The sequence below is a fragment of the Acinetobacter sp. V89_4 genome (assembly GCF_029967875.1).
Classification (GTDB): domain Bacteria; phylum Pseudomonadota; class Gammaproteobacteria; order Pseudomonadales; family Moraxellaceae; genus Acinetobacter; species Acinetobacter oleivorans.
Genome location: NZ_JASCAI010000028.1, coordinates 391,447 through 409,056 on the forward strand (window position 1 = coordinate 391,447; position 17,610 = coordinate 409,056).

At 37.4% G+C, this 17,610-nt stretch carries 15 protein-coding genes; 9 read left to right on the plus strand and 6 right to left on the minus strand.

From position 1 onward, the window contains the following. Positions 1-328 precede the first annotated feature (328 nt). Positions 329-1,660: an FAD-binding oxidoreductase gene (locus QLG01_RS13525; RefSeq protein WP_282496691.1), complete on the plus strand. Its 1,332-nt coding sequence runs from the start codon at positions 329-331 to the stop codon at positions 1,658-1,660. 78 nt (positions 1,661-1,738) lie between these two features. Here the strand turns inward: QLG01_RS13525 and QLG01_RS13530 are convergent, their stop codons facing one another. The 3 genes from QLG01_RS13530 to QLG01_RS13540 all read right to left on the minus strand — a co-directional run bounded on the left by QLG01_RS13530 (position 1,739) and on the right by QLG01_RS13540 (position 5,357). Next, positions 1,739-2,593 carry an acyl-CoA thioesterase domain-containing protein gene (locus tag QLG01_RS13530; RefSeq protein WP_282496692.1) on the minus strand — a complete coding sequence of 285 codons (855 nt, stop codon included), beginning with the start codon at positions 2,591-2,593 and terminating at the stop codon, positions 1,739-1,741. A gap of 74 nt (positions 2,594-2,667) precedes the next feature. Further along, on the minus strand, positions 2,668-4,284 hold the full coding sequence (locus QLG01_RS13535) for an AMP-binding protein (protein ID WP_282496693.1): 1,617 nt from the start codon (positions 4,282-4,284) through the stop codon (positions 2,668-2,670). A 116-nt stretch (positions 4,285-4,400) separates the two neighbouring features. Further along, positions 4,401-5,357, minus strand: coding sequence for a LysR family transcriptional regulator (locus tag QLG01_RS13540; RefSeq protein WP_282496695.1), 957 nt, complete (start codon positions 5,355-5,357; stop codon positions 4,401-4,403). 83 nt (positions 5,358-5,440) lie between these two features. Between QLG01_RS13540 and QLG01_RS13545 the strand changes: the two genes are divergently transcribed. From QLG01_RS13545 to QLG01_RS13580, 8 genes are all read left to right on the plus strand, one after another. Continuing rightward, entirely contained in the window at positions 5,441-6,703 is a 1,263-nt protein-coding gene (locus QLG01_RS13545) for an acyl-CoA dehydrogenase family protein (protein WP_282496697.1), read from the plus strand. Next, positions 6,703-7,764: a phosphotransferase family protein gene (locus tag QLG01_RS13550; RefSeq protein ID WP_282496698.1), complete on the plus strand. Its 1,062-nt coding sequence runs from the start codon at positions 6,703-6,705 to the stop codon at positions 7,762-7,764. Before QLG01_RS13545 ends, QLG01_RS13550 begins: the two co-directional genes overlap by 1 nt. A gap of 15 nt (positions 7,765-7,779) precedes the next feature. Continuing rightward, positions 7,780-8,472: a histidine phosphatase family protein gene (locus tag QLG01_RS13555; RefSeq protein WP_282496699.1), complete on the plus strand. Its 693-nt coding sequence runs from the start codon at positions 7,780-7,782 to the stop codon at positions 8,470-8,472. 87 nt (positions 8,473-8,559) lie between these two features. After that, positions 8,560-9,324 carry an SDR family oxidoreductase gene (locus tag QLG01_RS13560; RefSeq protein WP_282496700.1) on the plus strand — a complete coding sequence of 255 codons (765 nt, stop codon included), beginning with the start codon at positions 8,560-8,562 and terminating at the stop codon, positions 9,322-9,324. Between the two features lie 105 nt (positions 9,325-9,429). Next, positions 9,430-10,338, plus strand: coding sequence for an SDR family NAD(P)-dependent oxidoreductase (locus tag QLG01_RS13565; RefSeq protein ID WP_282496701.1), 909 nt, complete (start codon positions 9,430-9,432; stop codon positions 10,336-10,338). Position 10,339: 1 nt separating this feature from the next. Beyond that, positions 10,340-10,816: a MaoC family dehydratase gene (locus QLG01_RS13570; RefSeq protein WP_282496702.1), complete on the plus strand. Its 477-nt coding sequence runs from the start codon at positions 10,340-10,342 to the stop codon at positions 10,814-10,816. A gap of 12 nt (positions 10,817-10,828) precedes the next feature. Further along, complete coding sequence (locus tag QLG01_RS13575) at positions 10,829-12,652, plus strand: acyl-CoA dehydrogenase (protein WP_282496703.1); 1,824 nt, start codon at positions 10,829-10,831, stop codon at positions 12,650-12,652. A 306-nt stretch (positions 12,653-12,958) separates the two neighbouring features. After that, positions 12,959-14,143, plus strand: coding sequence for an acetyl-CoA C-acyltransferase (locus tag QLG01_RS13580; protein ID WP_192837014.1), 1,185 nt, complete (start codon positions 12,959-12,961; stop codon positions 14,141-14,143). Positions 14,144-14,204: 61 nt separating this feature from the next. On the opposite strand, the gene QLG01_RS13585 is transcribed toward QLG01_RS13580, so the two are convergent. The 3 genes from QLG01_RS13585 to QLG01_RS13595 all read right to left on the minus strand — a co-directional run bounded on the left by QLG01_RS13585 (position 14,205) and on the right by QLG01_RS13595 (position 17,485). Then, positions 14,205-15,179, minus strand: a complete 975-nt coding sequence (locus QLG01_RS13585) for a hypothetical protein (RefSeq protein WP_192833286.1) — start codon at positions 15,177-15,179, stop codon at positions 14,205-14,207. A 101-nt stretch (positions 15,180-15,280) separates the two neighbouring features. Beyond that, positions 15,281-16,000: a TorF family putative porin gene (locus QLG01_RS13590; RefSeq protein ID WP_282496705.1), complete on the minus strand. Its 720-nt coding sequence runs from the start codon at positions 15,998-16,000 to the stop codon at positions 15,281-15,283. 90 nt (positions 16,001-16,090) lie between these two features. Beyond that, complete coding sequence (locus QLG01_RS13595; protein ID WP_282496706.1) at positions 16,091-17,485, minus strand: MFS transporter; 1,395 nt, start codon at positions 17,483-17,485, stop codon at positions 16,091-16,093. Between the last annotated feature and the right edge of the window lie 125 nt (positions 17,486-17,610).

Here is a 17,610-nt window from a genome sequence, read left to right on the forward strand (position 1 = left end):
AGCGGTTGATTTTAACTGCTCCATTTGTTGATTTTAATATTAAAAGAAAAATAATATTAATTGCCAAAATATATTTATAAAATATTTAAAGTTGTTTTATTCTCTCTATTTGATTATTTAAAATTTATTTTAAGAAGTCTGTCTGTATTAAATATTTTTACTATAAATTACATTTATATCAAACCATTAGTTAAATTCATTTAAATTAAGTATATAGATAGACTATAGTTTTAAAATTACAGAAAAGGCGTGAACTAATTTTTAATTTCTTATATAGATTTTAAGTTTTAGTTTTAAACCTTATGAATTTATAAAGGAATATTAGGCTATGGATTTGGAAGACAAATTTCGAGAAATCGGTGGGTGGGAAGAAAAGCCGAAGAACATTCAAGCAGAGCTTAGAGGTGATATTTCTGCCGATGTCGTCATTATTGGGGCTGGACTAGCAGGCTTATGTGCTGCTTTAGAACTTGTTAAAGATGTTTCTAAGGTTGTTGTACTTGAGAAAGAGTTTGCAGGTTTTGGTGCAAGCGGACGTAACGCTGGCTATTTAGGTGGCGCATTAGGTTTAAAATATGAACTTTTTCTAAAGAAGTTAGGAAATGAAGCGGCAAAGAATGTTGTTAATTTTTATGAAGAAGGTGTTAACTTCGCCGAAAAGATATTTCAAGAATATAATATTCAATGTGACTATAACCAGTCTGGTCTGATTAGGGCAGGGATACACCCATCTCAAGAAAAGCAAATCCATGAAGAAATTAGAATTGCCGCAGAATTAGGGTGTTCACTTGAGTTTTGGAACAATTCTAAAATGCGTGCTAAAGGTATTCCTTCAGCCTTTTTATTTGGTAGCTATATTCCTAGAGGAGGAACGCTTAACCCCGGTAAATATATTTTAGGGTTAAGAGAAGCAGCCATACAAGCTGGTGTAAAGCTATATGAAAATACACCTCTAATTTCCTTTACGGAGGGGGCCGTTATTAATGTTAAGACCCCTAATGGAAGTGTAAATGCTCCAAATTTAATATTTGCGAGTAATGCTTTTACCCCAAAAATGGGTGTGCTCGCTAGCAAAATAGTACCTTTACGCGTATCAGCGATAGAAACAGAGCCTCTTTCTCAAGCACAATTAGATGCACTCGGATGGCCAGGACGCGAAGGCATAACCACATCACATCATATTATGGAAAGTCATCGTTTGACGGCAAGAAATACGTTGGTCTGTACAACTAAGCAATTACGTTATATCTATGGATCAAATACTCCCAATAAACCAGATTATGTTCACTATAGAGCATTAAAAAATGCTTTAAATGAACGTTTTCCATTCTTAAAAGATATTTCTATTAAAAGTTGTTGGAGTGGCTATATTAGCTATGCGAATGATTCGATTCCAGTCGTAGGAACTTTAGGTTCTAGCAATAATATTTATTATGCTACAGGTTGTTCTGGACATGGATTGGGTACACAAGGAATGGTTGGGCATATGATTGCTCAAAAGATCCAGAAGAAAGATGAAAATCCGCTACTTTCTTTTTTAATGGCTCATAAAAACCCTTCAACACTACCAGAGCCATTTCGTTGGTGTGTACTAAACAGCGCATTGTATGCAGCAAGTAGGCTTGATGAAAAAGTTAATCAAAAAGTCAAAGGTCTATAAATAGAAATTATATTTTAGTAAGGTTGAAACATGGGTTTAACCTTACTTTTTATTATTCAGGCTAAGTTTATAACCAATTTAAAATTTTCTTATTAGACATTCTTGTACTGTACTGCATACTAATTTTTCATTTTGCCAGATTTTTCCATAGTTTAGACTTCTTGCTTGTGAGCTAACAGTTGTATTTAAATCATAAAGAGACCATTCATCAATTTCAAAATGATGATGAAAATAAATAGTATGGTCTAAACTTATAGCTCTAATACCTTTTGTTAAGTAGCTAAAGCCATTTTTTAGTAATGAAACAGATAGCAAGTTATAATCTGAGTAATAGGCAGTAATTGCTTGAGATAAAATAATTGAGTCTTTTCGAGTTGTTAATTTACTATGTGTTTTGAAATATTCCGCATAGGAAGAAGACTTGGTTGAATTAAGAGGATTAAAGAATTTAACGGGCTTAATTTCAATTTGAAAAGGATTTAAAAATTCAGATCTAAAGTGCTCAGGGATTTGTTCTGAAATTTCAAGTTTATGATCGATCTCTGATTGTAATTGATCAGGAGATGGATAGTTTGGAGGTGGAGTTTGAAATTCTGCTCCTTGTTCAGGATGTGCAAAGGAAATCAAAGCTGTAAAAATTAATTGTCCATTTTGTAGCGCTTTTACTTCTCTTCGGCTAAATGTAGAGCCATCTTGTAACTTTATGACTTGATATAAAATCGGTGCGTCAGTTACTCCAGCTTTAAGAAAGTAGGCATGAAGTGAATGCGCTGGACGATCAGTCGTTTTTGCCGCAGCAACTAAAGATTGACCTAAAAGCTGTCCACCAAATAAATGAGAACCAAATATCTGCGTACAATTTCCCTGAAAGAGCAAACTATCAATTTGCTTTACATCTAATAGAGTAATTAAGTCCTGAGTAAAGTTATCCATTATTTATGCTCTATTATTTACAGATAAAGAGGCATAGTCATGAATATATGCCTCTTCAGATACCTATTAACTTATTATCTCAGTTCTTTACGTAAAATTTTACCCACATTTGATTTGGGTAATTCACCTAAAAACTCGATATATTTTGGTTGTTTGTAACCCGTGAGTTTATCTGAAATAAATTCAAAAATTTCATTTTCAGTTAAGTTAATATCTTTTTTTACAATGAATAATTTTGGTACTTCACCGCTTTTTTCATCCATAACGCCTATAGCTGCTGCTTCTAGAACTTTAGGATGTCTGCTGACGACTTCTTCAATTTCATTTGGATAAACATTAAAACCAGATACGAGAATCATATCTTTTTTACGATCGACAATTTTAACGAAACCAGCTGAATCCATTACACCAATATCACCGGTACGGAAGTATCCATCGTGTGTCATTACTTGGGCGGTTTCTTCAGGACGGTTCCAGTAGCCTTTCATGACTTGAGGGCCTCTAACCGCAATTTCGCCTTCTTGGTTTAAGAGAACTTCTTGTCCATTATCATCAATAATCGCAATTTCTGTTGACGGAAGTGGAATACCAATTTTTCCTGTAAATCCTTTGATATTTGGAGGATTAACCGAAACTACGGGGGAAGTTTCAGATAGGCCATAACCTTCAAGTAACGGTTTTTGGGTTAACTTATGCCAAGCTTCCGCCGTTGTCGGTAACGTTGCCATTCCACCACTCGTTGCTAATTTTATATGACTAAAATCAACTTTATGAATATCTTCATGGTTCACTAATGCATTTGTCAGCGTATTGACTGAAGGAAATAGCACAGGTGGGTGCTTAACCATTTCATTTATTAGGCTCGGAGTATCTCTCGGGTTTAAAATTAACACACATGCAAATCCAACATATTGAGATACCATGGAAAGTTGAAATGCAAAAATATGGTAAAGAGGTAAAGCGCAAATCATATTTTGCTGTTCTTGTTTTCCACCTAACAAGATTGGTCCAAAAATAGCGTTATTTTGTAATAGATTTGACACCAGATTAAGATGAGTCAATTCAGCGCCTTTAGAAACACCCGTTGTGCCACCTGTGTACTGCAAAACAGCTGTGTCATTTAAAGTGAGGTCAGGTTTAGTGTACGTTGATATAGGAGACGCTAAAGCCGAACTAAATAAGATGGACTCATCATTGTTTGTTTGTGCAAATGGTTCAACTAAAGACTCATTTATACTCGTTACGATTAAATGTTTGACTGCAGTGTTAGCAGCAATTTGCTGAAAAGTATTTTTTAAACTGTCCAGAACAATAATAACTTCTGCACCTGAATCTTTTAATTGATGCTCAAGCTCTCTTGGCGTATATAAAGGATTTACATTTACTAAAATTAATCCTGCTCGAAGAATACCCATCACTGAAATAGGGTACTGCAAGATGTTTGGTAGCATGACAGCGACACGTGCGCCTTTTTTAAGTCCAAGTGATTGTAAAAAACCAGCAAACTTCAAAGATAAGTGATCAACTTGTTTATAGCTTAATTTTTCATCTCTAAAAATATAGGCAGTTTTATCAGCAAATTCTTTGCTGTTTCGTTCAAAGATGTCAATCATTGAGCTACTTATTGGAGGTAAGCAGATCTCATCAGGGATACCAGCCTCAATGTATGTTTGTTGCCAAACTTTACTCATTTTTAATTTCCGTCTTCCATGAAATAAAATGAGCTTAAAGCTTTTTATACGATGAATAAAATGAATAAAATAGATATTAAATTATGCATCAAACTAATCGTTTGAAGTTGTCAGACTTATTTCTTCTCAGTCAAACTTGCTTGTAGATTAGCCATTACTTGAAGTAATTGAGTCTTACACCATGACGTTTCTTGCTCGTTTGTTTTTTCTTCATCCCAATATAGATTCATCTCATATCCTTCAATGTTCACAGGAAGAGGATAAATTTTAATCTCTGGATGATTTTTTTTAAGATACAGTGCTTGGCAATATGAAATGGTAAGCAAATAGTTTGATTGCGTGAGCATACTAATCGCTGTTTGGTATTGTTGGCATCTGAGTTTGATTGATCTTTTTAATCCTTGTTTTGACAATATAAAGTCTTCAAAGACTCTTCCCGTAGGTCGAGCTGAGACTGTGATATGTTCAGTTTTTAAATAATTTTCTATATTTAAGCCTAATTTTAGGATGGGATGTTTTTCATGGCACATAATAACAAACTTATCTTTCATACACGTTTGTTGAGCAATGCCTTCTTCAATTGAATGTGTAACATCTATCGCAAAATCAATTCTTCCAGATGCGAGTTCTTGACGTAAATTCTTACGATCAATACGAACACTATTTATTTTTAATTCATCATTAAAATTTGAAAAATGTTGAATGATTAGTGGCAGTAATATGGGTTCAAACTCATCATTCATTGCAATAGTTATTTTCTTTAAATCCCTTTCTGGTTGAAAATCTAAGGTGCTTTGAATAGCTTCATTTAATAAAGCAAGTGAGTGTTCAATATTTGGCCAAATTCGTTTTGCAACTTGTGAAGGCATTACTCCATGTCCATCTCTAATAAACAGGGGGTCATTGAAGTGTTCACGTAATCTAGCAAGTGCATGACTTACAGCAGGTTGGCTAAGAAATAGCTGCTCGCTCGCACGTGTTAAGTTTTTCTCTTTATAAATTGTTGCGAAGACTCGAAATAAATTTAGATCAATTCGAGCTAGCGATGCTACTTTTTCATTATCTTTGTGCATGATTCACTATAAAATTAATTCATTTTATTCATTATACAAACTTATGTACGCTTGGCAAATACCAAGAAACAGAGTTAAAGATAATGGATTTTGAACTTAGCGCAAAAGGTAAGGCGTACTTAGAAAAAACAAAACAGTTCATGGAGAATGAAATTGTTCCAATTGAAGATGATTTCTGGAAAGAGGTACATCGGACTTGTGATCCGGAAGATTGGACAACGTGGAAATGGCCTAAAACACTACAAACTTTAAAAGCAAAAGCGAAAGCAGCTGGTTTATGGAATATGTTTTTGCCAGACGAAAAGCTTGGAGCTGGATTAAGTATTCAAGAATATGCACATATTGCAGAACAAACTGGACGTAGCTTTTTAGCACCAATGGTTTTCAATTGTAGCGCGCCAGACACTGGAAATATGGAAGTGCTATGGCGTTATGGCAGTGAGGCACAAAAAAAGCAATGGTTAGAACCTTTATTGAATGGTGATATCCGTTCTGTATTTTGTATGACAGAGCCAGAAGTTGCTTCAAGTGATGCAACCAATATGCAAGCTACAGCTATTGTTGATGGCAATGAAATTGTTTTAAACGGCCGTAAATGGTGGTCATCAGGTTTAGGTGATCCAAATGCAAAACTTTTAATTTTTATGGCTCACACTCCTGATTCCAAAAAAGGAAGACATGAACAGCACTCCATGGTTCTTGTACCTATCAATACACCTGGAGTAAAAATTGAAAGAATGTTACCGATTTTTGGTGATATAGATGCGCCTCATGGTCATGGAGAAGTGAGTTTTACAAACGTTCGTGTACCAGTCGAGAATTTTATTGGTGGTCCGGGTGAAGGATTTGCAATAGCACAAGGGCGCTTAGGACCGGGACGAATTCATCATTGCATGCGATGTGTAGGTGCGGCAGAACGTGCACTAGAATTAATGATTGATCGAGGCATGAGTCGAATTGCATTTGGTCAACCCATCTTAGAGTTAGGTGGAAATAAAGAGAAAGTGGCCGATGCACGAATTGCTATTGCTCAAGCACGTTTAATGACTCTTTATGCTGCATGGAAAATGGATACTGTTGGAAATACAGCAGCCATGACAGAAATTTCTGCCATTAAAGTCATTGCGCCAAATGTAATGCAGCAAGTCATGGATATGGCAATTCAGATGTATGGTGGAATGGGCGTAGCCAACGATACACCTTTAGCACGCTTCTTTGGCGCTGCTCGTACTTTACGATTGGCTGATGGTCCTGATGAAGTACACAAGCGAGTAATCACAAAAATCGAGCTTAAAAAACGTGGTTATGGCCGTACTACTCAGCCATTAAAGGGAAAGATCGCGTAATGAATGTCATCGATGTAGGAGGAGCTGTCCGCCGAGGTGAGGAGCTGGATATTAAAGCGGTTGACCAGTGGTTGAAGGAACAGGGAGTTGTTCTAAATGGGATGCCGCAAGTTACCCAGTACTCAGGTGGTGCTTCTAATTGGACATATCGTATTCGTTACGATAATCGAGATTTAATTTTACGCCGTCCGCCAGCGGGAACCAAAGCAAAATCTGCACATGATATGAACCGTGAGTATAAAGTTCAAAAATCACTTAAGCCTTTATACCCATTAGTTCCAGATATGGTTGCATTATGTACTGATGAGACCGTTATTGGTTGTGATTTTTATGTGATGGATCGGATTGAAGGTGTGATTCCTCGAGCAGATCTACCCGAAGATTTAAATTTTACGCCTAAAAAAGTCAATCAGTTGTGCATGAATACGATTGATGCATTAATCGCACTTCATCAGGTGCCGTACAAAGGCACAGATTTAGAAGATTTAGGTAAAGGTGAAGGTTATTGTCGTAGACAGGTAGAAGGTTGGATTAAGCGTTATGAAAAAGCGAAAACACCAGATGTACCTAGTTTTGAAGCTATAAGAACATGGCTTCTAAACCATATACCTAAAGACGTTAAAACATGTGTTATTCATAATGACTGGCGGTTTGATAACGTCATTTTAGATCCTAAAGATCCAACTCGTCTCATCGGCGTATTGGATTGGGAAATGGCAACCTTAGGAGATCCATTAATGGACTTAGGGTGTGCACTTGCTTATTGGATACAAGATGATGATAGCGTTTTGTTGAAATCGACAAGACGCCAACCAACACACTTAAAAGGAATGTTTAGCCGCAAGGAAGTCGTTAAATATTATTTGCAGAAAACAGGTCTACAGACAGATAACTGGAACTTTTATGAGGTTTTTGGATTATTCCGTTTAGCAGCCATTGTTCAGCAAATTTATTATCGCTATTACCACAAGGAAACACAAAACCCAGCTTTTAAAGATTTTGGAGTTTTTGTGGAAGCTATGTTTGTACGTTGTTTACAACTGACTTGGCAGGCTAAGTAAAAATAAGAGGATGAGATGGCTCTAATTACTTTTGTAAGACATGGTCAGGCATCATGGGGTACTGATAAATATGATCAGCTATCCATAAAAGGTGCTGAGCAAGCTAGGGTTTTAGGTAAAGTTTTTGATGATCAAGCTAAATCTTTCGACAGTGCATGGAGAGGAGGAATGCTAAGACATCAACAAACAGCAGAACATTGTTTAGCAGAAATGCATTTACCACTTATAGCTTTACCCCATGAAGGTTTAAATGAATTTGATCATGATCAAGTTTTAGTAAATTTGGATAAGAAAAAATATTCAAGTAAAGCTGAAATTTTAGAGGAAATTAAGAGCTCGTCTCATCCTGTAAAAACCATGGGAGTCATGTTTGGTAAGGCTGTAAACCGTTGGCAAAGCGGTGAATATGATTCTGACTATAGTGAAACATGGAAAGAGTTTCAGCATAGATGTGTTAGTGCTTTTACAGACATTGTGAATAGCTCAAAAGGAAAAAATGTTGTTGTTTTCAGTTCAGGAGGCGTGATTTCCGTAATTATACAATCACTGCTAGGTTTAACTGATCAAGCTACTTTTGAGTTGAATTGGTCAATGGTGAATTGCGGTATCACGCAAATTTTAAGTGATAGTAAACGTCATAGCATTTTAAGTCTGAACGAGCATCAGCATTTTCGTGAATATGGCATAAACTTATTAACTTGGCATTAATTTTAAAATACAAGGATTTATGTGTTTTAAGGAAATGATTAATTTTTTAAAACATATAGAAGAAAAGGGAAAGAGGAGTATAAAAGCATGGCAACTAATCTTTTTGATTTATCAGGAAAAATAGCGCTGGTGACTGGAGCTAGTCGAGGCATTGGTGAAGAAATTGCTAAATTATTAGCAGAACAAGGTGCTTATGTCATCGTTTCAAGCCGAAAGATTGAAGACTGTAAAATTGTTGCAGAAGAAATTATTGCCTTGGGTGGAAAGGCTGAAGCATTTGCATGTCATGTTGGAAAAATGGAAGACATATCTTCTATTTTTGAACATATTCGCAATAAACATGGCCGCTTAGATATTCTTGTTAATAATGCAGCGGCAAATCCATATTTTGGCCATGTTTTAGATACAGATTTAGCAGCCTATAACAAAACGGTAGAAGTGAATATTCGCGGTTATTTCTTCATGTCTATTGAGGCAGGGAAATTAATGAAATCACAAGGTGGCGGTGCAATTGTAAATACTGCCTCGGTAAATGGATTACAGCCTGGCGATAAACAAGGCATCTATTCAATTACGAAAGCTGCTGTCATCAATATGACCAAAACATTTGCAAAAGAATGTGGGCCTTTTGGAATTAGAGTTAATGCCTTGGTTCCTGGTTTTACTAAGACCAAATTTGCAAGCGCATTGTTCAGTGACCCTGAACTATATGAAAAATTAATGGCTGAAATTCCGTTACGCCGTCATGCTGAACCACGTGAAATGGCAGGAACAGTTTTATACCTCGTTTCAGAGGCCTCTAGCTATACCAATGGCGAATGTATTGTTGTTGATGGTGGCTTAACTATTTAAAAGAAGTAGTAACTATATTTTTTACATTATAGTTACTACTCATAGCTTAGGTAGCAAGGCTAAAGTGTCTTGATATTACTGATAATTATATTAATGGATTAAAAAATGATTGATTTAAAAAATCGAGTAGCAATTGTGACTGGTGCTGGCGCAGGTCTAGGAAGAGAACATGCTTTGTTATTAGCTCGTCTCGGTGCAAAAGTAGTAGTGAATGATTTAGGAAGTGATGTCAATGGAAATGGCGGATCAACAAATGCGGCTCAATCAGTCGTTGATGAAATTGTAAGTGTGGGTGGAGAAGCATTTGCAAACGGTGCATCAGTCACAGAAGCTTCGCAAGTAGAAGCAATGGTAAAAGAAACGATTGAGCGTTGGGGACGAGTAGATATTTTAATTAATAATGCCGGGATTCTACGTGATAAAACCTTTACCAAAATGTCCTTAGATGATTTCCGAACAGTTGTAGAAGTGCATTTAATGGGCGCCGTAAATTGTACTAAAGCGGTATGGGATATCATGCGTGAGCAAAAGTATGGCCGTATTGTAATGACAACTTCTTCATCTGGTTTATATGGAAATTTTGGTCAGTCTAATTATAGTGCTGCCAAAATGGCATTAGTGGGTTTAATGCAAACTTTGTCACTCGAAGGTGAGAAACACAACGTACGAGTCAATTGTCTTGCCCCAACCGCTGCAACACGTATGTTAGAAGGTTTATTACCTGAAGCATCTCTTAAAGCACTTGCTCCAAGTGCGGTAAGTCCTGCGGTTGCTGTACTTGTTAGTGAAGATGCACCAACCAGAATGATTTTATGCGCAGGTGCAGGAAGCTTTGAAGCAGCACATATCACAATGACTCAAGGCATTCATATCGGAACTGGTGACGACACATGTCATGTATTAGCGACAAAACTATCAGAAGTTTCAGATCGTAACGGTGAATTCATTCCTGCCACAGGTTTTGCTCAAGGGAACCTTGAATTGAACAAAGCTGGTTTACAAGTGGGAGAATAAAATGGTTGATGTTCTAGCACAAAAAACTCCACTTTCAATTGCACAACTTTTTGATTTACAAGGTGAAGTGATAGGTATTTCTGATTGGATTACGATTGATCAAGGCTCTATTAATGCCTTTGCTGATGTGACTCGAGATTGGCAATACATTCATGTAGATGAGCAAGCCGCAAGTCAGAGTCCATTTGGTGGGACCATTGCCCATGGATTTCTTACACTGTCTTTATTATCTGCGATGGCAGCAGATGCAATGCCTCCCATTAAAGAATTAACGAGTTCCATAAACTATGGAATGAATAGCTTGCGCTTTATTAATCCTGTACGTAGTGGAAAACGAGTGTGTGGGCATTTTTTATTAAAAGCACTTACAGAAAAAGCTGTCGGACGTTATCAAATGACGCTTGAAGTAACTATTGAAATCGAAGATGAGACTAAACCAGCCCTTGTCGCTGAATGGCTCTCACTGCTAAATTTATAGTAGGTAGATATCATGACAGATGAACTTATTCTCTCTCGCAATGATCTAGATTTTTTGTTATTTGATTGGTTGAATATTGAATCGCTAAATCAGCGTCCACATTTTTCTGGTCAGGATCGTTTTGACTATACGTCAGTTTTAAATGTTTATGAAAGTTTAGCTAAAGATCTGTTTGCTCCTCATAACAAGAAGAATGATAGTAACGAGCCTTCATTTGATGGAGAGAAAGTCACAGTAAATCCTGAGGTGGGAATTGCTTTACGTGCTTTTTCTGATGCTGGGTTAATGAGTGCTGCATTTCCTCCTGAATGGAACGGAATGAGTCTGCCTAGTACGGTTGAGCGAGCAGGAATGGCATATCTTTTAGCAGCAAATACGGGCACGGCGGGTTATGCATTTTTAACAATTGCAAATGCGAACCTTTTGATCGCACATGGTAAACAGGACAAAGTTTCTCCTTATGTCAATGCAATGGCGGAAGGAAATTGTTTTGGAACAATGTGTTTATCTGAACCTCAAGCAGGTTCTAGTCTAGCTGACATCCGTACCCGTGCTGTCCCGACGGCTGATGGAAGATATCGCTTATTCGGTAATAAAATGTGGATTTCCGGCGGGGATCACGATATATCCGAAAATATACTCCATCTGGTTTTAGCTAAAATACCGAATGAAAACGGCCAAATACCACCAGGTGTGCAAGGAATTTCATTATTTGCAGTTCCACGTAAAGTACTGGATGAAAATGGCCAACCAAGCGAGCGTAATGATGTTGTACTCGCTGGTATCAACCATAAGATGGGTAACCGCGGCACGGTAAATTGTGTATTAAACTTTGGAGAAGGTCGGTTTAAACCTGAGGGCGAAGCGGGAGCATTAGGCGAGATAATTGGTGAACCTGGGAAAGGCTTAGCCTACATGTTTCATATGATGAATGAAGCCCGGATCTCGGTGGGTTTGACAGCAGCAGCATTAGGTTATACAGGCTATTTACATGCTCTCGATTACGCTAAAACTAGATTGCAGAGTCGTCCACGAGCTGACCGTAATGTAAATTCACCTCAAGTTCCAATTATTCAGCATGCAGATGTTCGCCGTATGCTATTGGCACAAAAATCATATGCTTCTGGCGCTTTAGCCTTATGTTTATATGCAGCACGTCTTGTAGATGATATCCATTCTGTTGAAGACGAGAAAGAACGCCAGAATATTAATGCATTACTAGACTTATTAACGCCTGTGGTAAAAAGTTGGTCTTCTCAGTGGGGACTGGTCGCAAACGATTTAGCTATTCAGGTTCATGGCGGATATGGTTATACCCGTGAATACAATGTAGAACAGTTCTATCGAGATAACCGACTAAATCCAATTCACGAAGGTACATTTGGTATTCAGGCGCTAGACTTGTTGGATCGAAAAACTCGTATCAATGATGGGCTATCTGTGAAACTCTTGGATGAGAAGATTTCTGAAACCATTAAGCAAGCTCTACTAATAGATAAATTACAGAGTCATGCCAATAAATTGGATCAGGCATGGAAAGAAATCCTTCGAGTGACTAAGAATCTGCACAGTCTAGAAGATTTAGAAGTGCAATTAGCAAATGCTGCAAACTACTTAGAGGCATTTGGGCATTTAGTCGTAGGTTGGTTGTGGTTAGATCAAGCCATCACAATTCATAAAACTATTGAGACATCATCAAACAGCGATTTCTTAAATGGAAAACTCGCAGCTTGTGATTACTTTTTTGGCTGGGAAATGCCAAAAATATCCAGTTGGTTGGCAGTGCTGGATCCAGTGGAAACAACTCCTCTGAATATGCCTGAGCAATGGTTTTAAGGATGCATTGATATTCATAGCTCTATATAGGTGACGTATTTTTTGAGAATACAATATGACTTCTAATCGAAGCCCATTCTAGATGATGAAGTCATCATTGTTCCCATAAATATACCTATTTCTAATTAATCTTAGAGTTCGTAAACATATAAGTTTCGTCATAAAACGAGGCAATGGATTTGCTTTGCCAAAAATTTATAAAAGACCTATAGGTTTAGAGCTGCTTATGTACAGCTAAATATCATTACTCCTTAATTCCATTGCAATATTTTTATTTATTTCATTTTACAAGTACAAGGAAGACCCATGATTGATGCAGTAATTGTTTCGACAGCTCGTACACCGATTGGCAAAGCATATCGAGGCGCTTTTAATGCGACTCACTCTCCTACAATGCTAGGACATGCCATTAAACATGCGGTGGAACGAGCAGGTATTGAACCAGATCGTATTGAAGATGCTGTGATTGGTTCGGTTTTAAATGCAGGTACTGCTGGGAATAACGTCGCAAGACATGGTTTGTTTGCTGCTGGACTACCTTCAATAATTGGTGCTCAAACAATCGACCGCCAATGTGCATCTGGTTTAATGGCGATCGCTACTGCGGCAAAACAGATTATGTATGACGGTATGCAAACGGTCATTGCTGGTGGACAAGAAAACATTTCTGCTGTGCAAAATCGATATATGGAATGGGTTAAAGCGGAAATGGATCCTAACGTTTTAGCAGCTCAGCCAACAGCTTACATGCCAATGCTAGAAACCGCAGAATTTGTAGCACGAAAATATGGAATTTCTAGAGAACTTCAAGATCAATATTCACTAGAGTCGCAACTGAGAACAGCACGAGCACAAGCTGCTGGAATTTTTAATAATGAAATTGTGCCCATTACCACTCAGATGATGGTCACTGATAAAGCTACAGGAATATCCTCACTTAAAGAGATAACTTTGAGTCAAGATGAAGGAAACCGCCCGAGCACAACATTGGAATCATTAAGTAATTTAGCTCCTGTAATTGAAGGTGGTGTGATCACTGCCGGGAATGCCAGTCAATTATCGGATGGTGCAAGTGCCTGTGTCGTCATGAACGGAAAACTAGTAGAACAATTGGGTATTGAACCTTTAGGTATTTATCGTGGAATGACGGTTGTTGGTAATGCACCTGAAGAAATGGGTATTGGACCTGTCTATGCGATTCCTAAATTGCTTAAACAGCATGGCCTTTCAGTAGATGATATTGGATTATGGGAGCTTAATGAGGCATTTGCGTGCCAAGTTCTATATTGTCGTGATCAGCTTGGAATTGACCCAAATAAATACAATGTAAATGGCGGAAGTATTTCAATAGGCCATCCATATGGAATGACAGGATCCCGACTGGTTGGACATGCTTTACTTGAAGGTAAACGCCGTGGTGTGAAATATGTCGTGGTTTCTATGTGTATTGGTGGTGGTATGGGGGCTGCTGGATTATTTGAAATCGCCTGATGCCTAAGTTAAGAATAAAAAAGCAGTCTATTTTGACTGCTTTTTTTATAAAACATTTTTATTAAATAGACATTTCTACAGGAGTGTGTAACCCACCAGCTAGGGCTTGAATACCATGGATCGCATGGATGAAACGGGCTGCAGTTCCCGGGTATGGGTCCGTAGGACGGGTAGTATCAATTTTAATTTGCGAACCATCTCCACCAATAACCGTAATGGTTAAAGAAGATTTGAAACCATGATAATTTGCTGGAAGACCTTTCCATCCTAGCTTTATTCGCTCTTTACCCTCAAAAACAACACTGGCAGTTTCATCAAAACCAATACGATCGCCTACATTAACCGGAATACCAATGACTTCTGTTGCAATGTCAGATATCACAAAACCTCCACTACGTTCAGGCATAGCATCTAATCCTAATACTTCAGCAATCATTAACGCTGATTCTTGCAGTATGCCCCCAATAGGTCCAACCGAATCTGGTTCAGGTGGTTGACCTACACCGATTTCATTTGCTAATACGCCGTAACCCCAAGTGGTTATATCTGCACACGATTCTCCAATTACAGAAACAGGAGCGGGTAATGCACTCGTAAATAAAGCAGGAACAACATCTAACCAAAATCCTGGTAGCATACCTGTTCCAACAATACGAGATCCGGTAACTAAAGCTTTGTCCTGTATTTGGCTATATAACTCTGAAGAGAGTCTGAGTTTAGGATGAGCAAAGCATGCGTGAATTAAATCAACTCCCGCATTCGCACATAAAATCATCGTTTTATATAGCGTCTCGCCACCTAAGCCTGCATAAAGCAAAACGTCAAATTCTTTAGAATTAATTGAAATTTCAAGATCAAGCGTTGCTTTAATACCTAATGGTTTACCGCCAGTTAATGTGCCTATATCTTCACCATCTTGTTCTTTTAAAAAAGCAATTGCAGCCGTAAGACTATGAGGGCTATTTTCTAAGGCTTTAATAATTTGAGAGGCGGCTTTTCCTGTGCCATAAATGCCGATCCGTTTTGCTTGTATCATAAGAAATCCTCTTAATTTAAGTGATTAAACAATAAAAACTAAATTCTGAATATAAAAAATGGGAAGCTTTCTCATACATAGAAAACTTCCCATATCTTTAGTTAAAAAGTCTTTTTAATACCAAATACAACTGTAGCTGAACATTTGTCTCCGAATGCCATAATTTGTGTACATTCGGATTTGGTTAAATCTGTATCAACGTAAGTTAAAGTATAGTCAATTCCGTTATATTTCTTTCCTAATTCAACTTTACGCGTACTGTAGTTATGTCGAACATCACCATCTTCATTTGTTAGTTGTACGCCTACATCGTTATAACCATAACGCATATCAAGCCATACATTTTTTGGGAAATTATATTTATAGCCAATGTAGCGATATTGAGCATCTGAATGTTTTCCCCAATCATAGTAATAATTAAAGAAAGCGCCATATGCATTCGCACTAATAAACCACTCTGTTACGTTGCCATCCGCCCAATTCGGTAATACTGTTTGGCCGATTGATGAGTAAACATAAACTTTTTCAGTAAAAGGATGAAAATAGCCAATGGTGTAAGCTATTTCATATTTTGCTGGTGTAACGGTTACATCGTAGTTTGAGATCTGTGCAGAAATATCCCATCCCGATTTATGTGCAAGAGAAATTAAGCCTTGCACTACAGGTTTCCCATCACTCAGATCAAAACCTGAACGACGATATTCCGACATAGCCGTAGCAGTAAAGTTTAAATTTAAATCCTTATTTATTTCAACTGCTTGAACTAGAGTTGAGTTTACAATACAACATAAAATAGTAAATGGTAGTATTATTTTTGACATGATTTTTTCCTTAAATATCATGAAATTGGGTAAGCTAATCCTGCTCACGCTCTGGTGAGCGCAAGATTATGAGATATGTACTGGCTTAATTTATTTGCCGCTAATAACCTGACGATTAACTGTTTCAAGTGTGCGGTTAGTGGTGAGTGGTCCGAAGAAGATAACAGGTAGGGCAAATAGGATATAAAATGCAGCAGCTGTAAACATAACCCCTTGAATTCCAGCAGTCGTAAAGAGCCACGCTCCTAAAACACCAGAAACAGCCCCTCCAAATCGGCCTAATGAAATAATGATTCCACTACCTAATGCTCGTAATTTAGTTGGTATAGTTTCTGGAATATAGGTGTAATATCCGTTAATAACCATCCCTGTGAGAATTGAAGTAAGGCCACCCGCAGCGATTAATATCCAACTGGTAGTAGAGATACCTAATGCAATTAGGGGAAATGCGGCTAAGGCTGACATTGCTAAAATCATTGATTTACGCTCAAAGCGATCCAATACACTCATAGCAATGAAAGGCGTTACACAATAAATGACGTTCCACATGAAGAAAATATAATAGGCCTTATCTTCGCTGTATTTCAGCCCATATACCAAAGAATAAATACCCCAATTTCCGAATAGGTAATATGCTAAAGTTGAGCCAAAATAACCTATCCCAACGATAGCAATCGTGAATAGTACGGCTTTATTTTTTAATAGTTCTGAAAACGTTGCTTCTTGAGAATTTTCAATAGCAGTGACTTTAGGTGTTTCCAATATTTGATTGTTCGAAATAGCTCTCTGTTCAAGTTTGAAAACTAATTCTTCTGCTTGCTTATATTTGTTTTTAGAAATATACCATCGAATAGATTCAGGTAACCCAAAACGAATGAAAGGCGCAATTAATAAACCTATACTACCTACATAGAAAAGATGACGCCAAGCATCATTACCACTATTTGGTAAATAAAAGAGGGCTAATGCTGCTGCTGCTAGACCAGAGATAACAAAACCAAAAGTAACAATTGATAAAAACCGACCACGTGTATGGCTTGGAAACATTTCTGCGACATACACTAAAAGTACAGAAGTAGCCGCCTGGACGCCAATTCCTGTGATCACTCTTGAAATTAACATCATTTCATAACTGGTAGAAAGTGCTGTAAAGAGAGAACCTACAGAGTAGAGTAGAGTAGCCCAGAAAATAATTGATCTTCGTCCAAATTTATCTGATAGTCTACCTCCTACAAGTGCACCGATAATCATCCCTACAAAAAACATGCTAGAAATAGTTCCAATTTGTTCGGTACTATAATTTGTATGCGACTTAATAATAGGGGCGGCATATGCAAAAATTGCGTTGTCGTAGTATTCCAACATTAGATTTACGGCAAGTAACGCTGCCCAAAAATAATGTATTTTCATTACGGGTAGCCGATCCATACGCGCGAGTAAGCCGGCGGATGAGCTTAAATTGATTGAGTGTTCAGAATTGCCCATATATTTAACTTCCTGTTAAATTTTTATTTTTTTAAGACCAAATTAAAATTTGAGTAGAGCTAATCTTTTTGCATATTATCTATATGCAAAAAGATAGCTTTAGTTAACTTGGTCTTTCCTTAAAA

What these genes read in the sequence shown, in the direction of transcription:
- QLG01_RS13525 (WP_282496691.1), top strand. Translation starts at nt 329, where the DNA reads ATGGATTTGGAAGACAAATTTCGAGAAATCGGTGGGTGGGAAGAAAAG.
- QLG01_RS13530 (WP_282496692.1), bottom strand. Translation starts at nt 2,593, where the DNA reads ATGGATAACTTTACTCAGGACTTAATTACTCTATTAGATGTAAAGCAA.
- QLG01_RS13535 (WP_282496693.1), bottom strand. Translation starts at nt 4,284, where the DNA reads ATGAGTAAAGTTTGGCAACAAACATACATTGAGGCTGGTATCCCTGAT.
- QLG01_RS13540 (WP_282496695.1), bottom strand. Translation starts at nt 5,357, where the DNA reads ATGCACAAAGATAATGAAAAAGTAGCATCGCTAGCTCGAATTGATCTA.
- QLG01_RS13545 (WP_282496697.1), top strand. Translation starts at nt 5,441, where the DNA reads ATGGATTTTGAACTTAGCGCAAAAGGTAAGGCGTACTTAGAAAAAACA.
- QLG01_RS13550 (WP_282496698.1), top strand. Translation starts at nt 6,703, where the DNA reads ATGAATGTCATCGATGTAGGAGGAGCTGTCCGCCGAGGTGAGGAGCTG.
- QLG01_RS13555 (WP_282496699.1), top strand. Translation starts at nt 7,780, where the DNA reads ATGGCTCTAATTACTTTTGTAAGACATGGTCAGGCATCATGGGGTACT.
- QLG01_RS13560 (WP_282496700.1), top strand. Translation starts at nt 8,560, where the DNA reads ATGGCAACTAATCTTTTTGATTTATCAGGAAAAATAGCGCTGGTGACT.
- QLG01_RS13565 (WP_282496701.1), top strand. Translation starts at nt 9,430, where the DNA reads ATGATTGATTTAAAAAATCGAGTAGCAATTGTGACTGGTGCTGGCGCA.
- QLG01_RS13570 (WP_282496702.1), top strand. Translation starts at nt 10,340, where the DNA reads ATGGTTGATGTTCTAGCACAAAAAACTCCACTTTCAATTGCACAACTT.
- QLG01_RS13575 (WP_282496703.1), top strand. Translation starts at nt 10,829, where the DNA reads ATGACAGATGAACTTATTCTCTCTCGCAATGATCTAGATTTTTTGTTA.
- QLG01_RS13580 (WP_192837014.1), top strand. Translation starts at nt 12,959, where the DNA reads ATGATTGATGCAGTAATTGTTTCGACAGCTCGTACACCGATTGGCAAA.
- QLG01_RS13585 (WP_192833286.1), bottom strand. Translation starts at nt 15,179, where the DNA reads ATGATACAAGCAAAACGGATCGGCATTTATGGCACAGGAAAAGCCGCC.
- QLG01_RS13590 (WP_282496705.1), bottom strand. Translation starts at nt 16,000, where the DNA reads ATGTCAAAAATAATACTACCATTTACTATTTTATGTTGTATTGTAAAC.
- QLG01_RS13595 (WP_282496706.1), bottom strand. Translation starts at nt 17,485, where the DNA reads ATGGGCAATTCTGAACACTCAATCAATTTAAGCTCATCCGCCGGCTTA.